Origin of the sequence: Streptomyces sp. NPDC060031 (assembly GCF_042736805.1) — a bacterium.
Taxonomy (GTDB): Bacteria; Actinomycetota; Actinomycetes; order Streptomycetales; family Streptomycetaceae; genus Streptomyces.
In genome coordinates this window covers 1312-2606 of sequence record NZ_JBHWVM010000182.1, presented here as the reverse complement: position 1 = coordinate 2606, position 1295 = coordinate 1312, and the positions used below count along the sequence as shown (strand labels likewise).

Below are 1295 nucleotides of genomic sequence, written 5' to 3'. Positions count from 1 at the left end.
GGGGTCGTGACTGCGTGCCTTTTGAAGAATGAGCCTGCGAGTTAGCGGTGTGTAGCGAGGTTAACCCGTGTGGGGAAGCCGTAGCGAAAGCGAGTCCGAATAGGGCGATTGAGTTGCACGCTCTAGACCCGAAGCGGAGTGATCTAGCCATGGGCAGGTTGAAGCGGAGGTAAGACTTCGTGGAGGACCGAACCCACCAGGGTTGAAAACCTGGGGGATGACCTGTGGTTAGGGGTGAAAGGCCAATCAAACTCCGTGATAGCTGGTTCTCCCCGAAATGCATTTAGGTGCAGCGTCACGTGTTTCTTGCCGGAGGTAGAGCACTGGATAGGCGATGGGCCCTACCGGGTTACTGACCTTAGCCAAACTCCGAATGCCGGTAAGTGAGAGCGTGGCAGTGAGACTGTGGGGGATAAGCTCCATGGTCGAGAGGGAAACAGCCCAGAGCATCGACTAAGGCCCCTAAGCGTACGCTAAGTGGGAAAGGATGTGGAGTCGCAGAGACAACCAGGAGGTTGGCTTAGAAGCAGCCACCCTTGAAAGAGTGCGTAATAGCTCACTGGTCAAGTGATTCCGCGCCGACAATGTAGCGGGGCTCAAGCGTACCGCCGAAGTCGTGTCATTGCAGCAATAGGGCCAACGCCCGCTGTGATGGGTAGGGGAGCGTCGTGTGCCGGGTGAAGCAGCAGCGGAAGCTAGTTGTGGACGGTTCACGAGTGAGAATGCAGGCATGAGTAGCGATACACACGTGAGAAACGTGTGCGCCGATTGACTAAGGGTTCCTGGGTCAAGCTGATCTGCCCAGGGTAAGTCGGGACCTAAGGCGAGGCCGACAGGCGTAGTCGATGGACAACCGGTTGATATTCCGGTACCCGCTTTGAAACGCCCAATATCGAATCAGGCGATGCTAAGTCCGTGAAGCCGTTCCGGACCCTTCGGGGAAAGGAAAGTGGTGGAGCCGACGAACCAGACTTGTAGTAGGTAAGCGATGGGGTGACGCAGGAAGGTAGTCCAGCCCGGGCGGTGGTAGTCCCGGGGTAAGGGTGTAGGCCGAGGGGTAGGCAAATCCGTCCCTCATTAAGGCTGAGACCTGATGCCGAGCCGATTGTGGTGAAGTGGATGATCCTATGCTGTCGAGAAAAGCCTCTAGCGAGTTTCATGGCGGCCCGTACCCTAAACCGACTCAGGTGGTCAGGTAGAGAATACCGAGGCGTTCGGGTGAACTATGGTTAAGGAACTCGGCAAAATGCCCCCGTAACTTCGGGAGAAGGGGGGCCATCACTGGTGATCGGATT

General features: G+C 56.8%; 1 rRNA gene (running past both ends of the window). It reads left to right on the top strand.

What is annotated here, in order from left to right:
* A 23S ribosomal RNA gene (locus tag ACFWB8_RS36665) occupies window positions 1–1295 on the top strand (it extends past both window edges: 729 nt to the left, 1279 nt to the right).